This is a genomic window from Microcoleus sp. Pol7_B2 (genome assembly GCF_036701035.1).
In the GTDB taxonomy this organism is placed as follows: domain Bacteria; phylum Cyanobacteriota; class Cyanobacteriia; order Cyanobacteriales; family Microcoleaceae; genus Microcoleus.
Window position 1 is genome coordinate 1 of sequence record NZ_JAUBQB010000162.1, and the last position, 3545, is coordinate 3545.

Sequence of the window (3545 nt, forward strand, 5' to 3'; positions counted from 1 at the left end):
TGTTGTCATGGTTTTATGATTGCTGTATTTGGTTGTCAATGTTCGGATGATGTTTATATTATTAACGGTGTTGTTAAGGTTTGTAAAGGGGTTGAGCGACAGTTAAACTGATGACTGCGATTAGGAAAGCTGATGTAAAGACAGAGATGGGCGATCGCCAGGGGTTTTGTTAAGAAAGTTGAGGGTTTTGCTTTCTGTTGGTCAGGTCGTGATACCTTTCTAAAACCTGAAAGCGGGAAAGTCCGGTGCAATTCCGGCGCTGTGCCGCAACTGTAAAAGTCAGAATGCCGATTTCGGGGGCGCTTTGTGGGCGTTTACTTTTGGATTCCCTGCGTAGCACGGGGAGGAGATTATTTGTTAGCTTTGACTGATTTGCCGACTTGTCCGGGTTTATTTTACGGTTCCCAAGCCCGAGACGGAGTTTTATCGAGAATGCGGATTCCGGGGGGAGTTTTAAACGCACAGCAGTGTTGGACGATCGCCGATTTGGCTGATCAATACAGTACCGGCTATTTGCAAGTGACAAATCGGGCAAATTTGCAAATCCGAGAAGTGAACTCGGAAATTGCCCCGGAAGTCTGGAACCGCTTGCAGGAATTGGGGATAGCGTCTCGCCGCGTTGAAGTTGACCCAATTCGCAATATTATGGCAAGCCCGACCGCAGGGATCGATCGCCAGCAGTTACTGGATACTCGCCCGCTAGTCAAAGCTTGGGATGATTACCTGCAAACACATTCCGAGTTGTCGGAACTTTCGCCTAAGTTCAGTATTGGCTTCGACGGCGGGGAATCGGTTTCGATCCAGGCTTTACGCAACGATATTTTATTAGCTGCATTCGGTCGTTCCACCCAATTAGAAATCGTTTTTCGGCTGCATTTAAACGGCGATACAGGAATTTTTATCCAAGAATCGCAATGTATTTCAGTATTAGCCGCCCTCGCTAGCACCTATCTTGAATACACCAAAAATAGACCTCGAATTGATGGCAAAAAACCGCGTTTGCGTCACCTGCTGGCAGATTGGGGCGCTGAAAGTTATCTAGAAAGGGTACAGCAGAATTTACCATTTTCATGGCAATTCACATCTTGCACCTTTCCCAAAAACAGCCAAGATGCCTCATCTGAACAATCCCTCCCCAATCACCGACATCTCGACATTCATCCTCAGCGACAGTCCGGTTTCTCCTACATGGGAATTGCACTGCCTCTCGGTAGGCTAGAATCAAAGCAACTGCGGAATTTGGCAAATTTAGCCCACAAGCTAGCCAGCGGTACCCTGAGACTTACGCCGTGGCAAAATCTGTTGATTTCTGATATCCCCAACTCCCACCTTTTTGAGGTAAAACAGCAAATCGCCGATTTGGGATTGCACTCGTCGGCGACTCGCCTAGACTCGTGCTTGGTTGCTTGTGCCGGCAGCAGCGGTTGTGCCTCGGCGGCGACAGATACTCAAAGTCACGCCCTAGCAATGGTGAGGGATTTAGCGCAAAAATTGACGATCGACCTGCCGATTAACATTCATTTCAGCGGTTGCCAAAAGTCCTGCGCCCAGCACCAGCCAATTGATATCACGCTGGTGGGAATTCAGATTGAGCGAGGAGACGAAACGATCGAAGGTTACGACATTTATGCGGGTAGAAAAGATTTGCCCTTCGGGCGACAAATTTTTCAGGCGGTGAGTGCGATCGAGATGCCCGATGCGATCGAGCGAATGTTGCGGGTGTATCAGCGGTTTCGGGAGCCTGGGGAGTCATTTGGTGAGTTTGTCGATCGGCAGGCGATCGACCAATTGCAGGAGTTGTCGAGCACCGAAAATTGGAATTGAAAGTGAAAAAATATCCCATAAAAAAAGACAAATTTTAAGCATTTCTCTTTATATCTCTCTTGAGATTTCTTCCTTCGCGTCCTTCACGCCTTCGCGGTTCATTCAAAAAATCTATTTCACAAATCCCACAAAATTCCCATAGCAGTTGTAAACAATGATTGACTACATTCGAGACGGAACAGAAATTTACATTAAATCCTTCGCCACAATTCGAGCCGAAGCAGATTTGTCAAGCTTGCCGCCCGATTTAGAATCGGTAGCCGTGCGACTAATTCACAGTTGCGGCATGACCGATATTGTTGCAGATTTAGCAGCTTCCCCCGGTGCAGCCACCTGCGGACGCCAAGCCCTCGTCGCAGGTGCGCCGATCCTGTGCGATGCCCGGATGGTGGCCGAAGGCATCACTCGCAAACGCCTTCCCGCTGACAATCCGGTGATTTGCACCCTCTGGCATTCCGAAATCCCAGAGTTGGCGCGGCAAATCGGAAATACTCGATCGGCGGCGGCGCTTGATTTATGGCTGGACAACCTGCAGGGTGCGGTTGTGGCAATTGGCAATGCCCCGACTGCTTTGTTCCGACTACTGGAAATGCTGGATGCCGGAGCACCCAAACCGGCTTTAATTCTGGGTTTCCCGGTAGGATTTGTGGGGGCTGCCGAATCCAAAGCCGAACTGGCCGCCAACAGTCGGGGAGTGCCATTTATTACGTTGCACGGGCGGCGCGGTGGCAGTGCAATGGCAACGGCGGCTGTGAATGCGTTAGCGAAAAAGGATGAATTATGACTAAGGCTAGTGGTAAATTGTACGGTTTGGGTATTGGCCCTGGCGATCCAGAGTTGATTACTTTGAAAGCTTATCGGATTTTGCAATCGGTGCCGGTGATTGCTTATCCGGCGATGGAAAATGGTAAGGTGCTGGCGCGGGCGATCGTCGCAGATTATCTGCGCCCGGAGCAAATTGAGATTCCGATGCCGTTGCCTTTTAGTCCGACGCGATCGTCTCAACCTTATTATGATATTGCTGCCGAGAAAATTGCCGCACATCTGAGCGAGGGGCGGGATGTGGCGGTGCTATGTGAGGGCGAACCTTTTCTCTACGGTTCGTTTATGTATCTATTCAACCGTTTGTCGGGGACATTTACCACTGAAGTTGTGCCGGGAATTTCTTCGACAATGGCGAGTGCGGCTGCGTTGGGAGTGCCGCTGACTTATCGTAACGATGTGTTAAGTATTATGCCTGCGACGCTGGATGCTGAGGTTTTGCGCGATCGACTGGCGGTTGTTGATGCTGCTGTGATTATTAAGCTGGGCCGGCATTTTGCGAAAGTCCGGGACGTACTGATTGAGTTGGGACAGTTCGATCGAGCTTTGTATATAGAACGCGCAACTATGCCGAATCAGCGAATTCGGGCGATCGCAGATGTCGATCCCGCTGAAGTTCCCTATTGGGCTCTCATTATGATACCTAGCCAGCAAAAGTCTGTATCTTAATATTTCCATGCCTGAAGGCGACGCGCTTCCAGGCTTTACCTACTTTTTTGTGCATTCTTACCTGTTTATCCAGTTTTATTCATATTGATAAGTGAAACTTATAAATTTCATTAATTAATCTTTTGTTAAAATACTTTACAAACCTTAGAATATGCTTTATGTTTATTTACATGGCGGAACACAAAGCCGTCACGAACATTGAAAACCAAATAAAGCAATCATAAACAAAT

The 3545-nt window shown here is 48.5% G+C and carries 3 protein-coding genes and 1 riboswitch; all 3 genes read left to right on the plus strand.

From position 1 onward, the window contains the following. Window positions 1-218 precede the first annotated feature (218 nt). Window positions 219-298, plus strand: a riboswitch (adenosylcobalamin-variant (AdoCbl-variant) riboswitch). A gap of 8 nt (window positions 299-306) precedes the next feature. The 3 genes from cobG (at window position 307) to QUA57_RS28215 (ending at window position 3315) form a co-directional block, all read left to right on the plus strand. Further along, window positions 307-1824 carry a precorrin-3B synthase gene (gene cobG, locus QUA57_RS28205; protein WP_333065090.1) on the plus strand — a complete coding sequence of 506 codons (1518 nt, stop codon included), beginning with the start codon at window positions 307-309 and terminating at the stop codon, window positions 1822-1824. Between the two features lie 154 nt (window positions 1825-1978). Then, complete coding sequence (locus QUA57_RS28210; RefSeq protein WP_333065091.1) at window positions 1979-2608, plus strand: precorrin-8X methylmutase; 630 nt, start codon at window positions 1979-1981, stop codon at window positions 2606-2608. Then, the gene (locus tag QUA57_RS28215; RefSeq protein ID WP_333065092.1) at window positions 2605-3315 is read left to right on the plus strand and encodes a precorrin-2 C(20)-methyltransferase; all 711 of its coding nucleotides are present in this window, start codon (window positions 2605-2607) and stop codon (window positions 3313-3315) included. The genes QUA57_RS28210 and QUA57_RS28215 overlap by 4 nt, the downstream gene beginning before the upstream one ends. Window positions 3316-3545: the final 230 nt, after the last annotated feature.

What these genes read in the sequence shown, in the direction of transcription:
- QUA57_RS28210 (WP_333065091.1), top strand. Translation starts at nt 1,979, where the DNA reads ATGATTGACTACATTCGAGACGGAACAGAAATTTACATTAAATCCTTC.
- QUA57_RS28215 (WP_333065092.1), top strand. Translation starts at nt 2,605, where the DNA reads ATGACTAAGGCTAGTGGTAAATTGTACGGTTTGGGTATTGGCCCTGGC.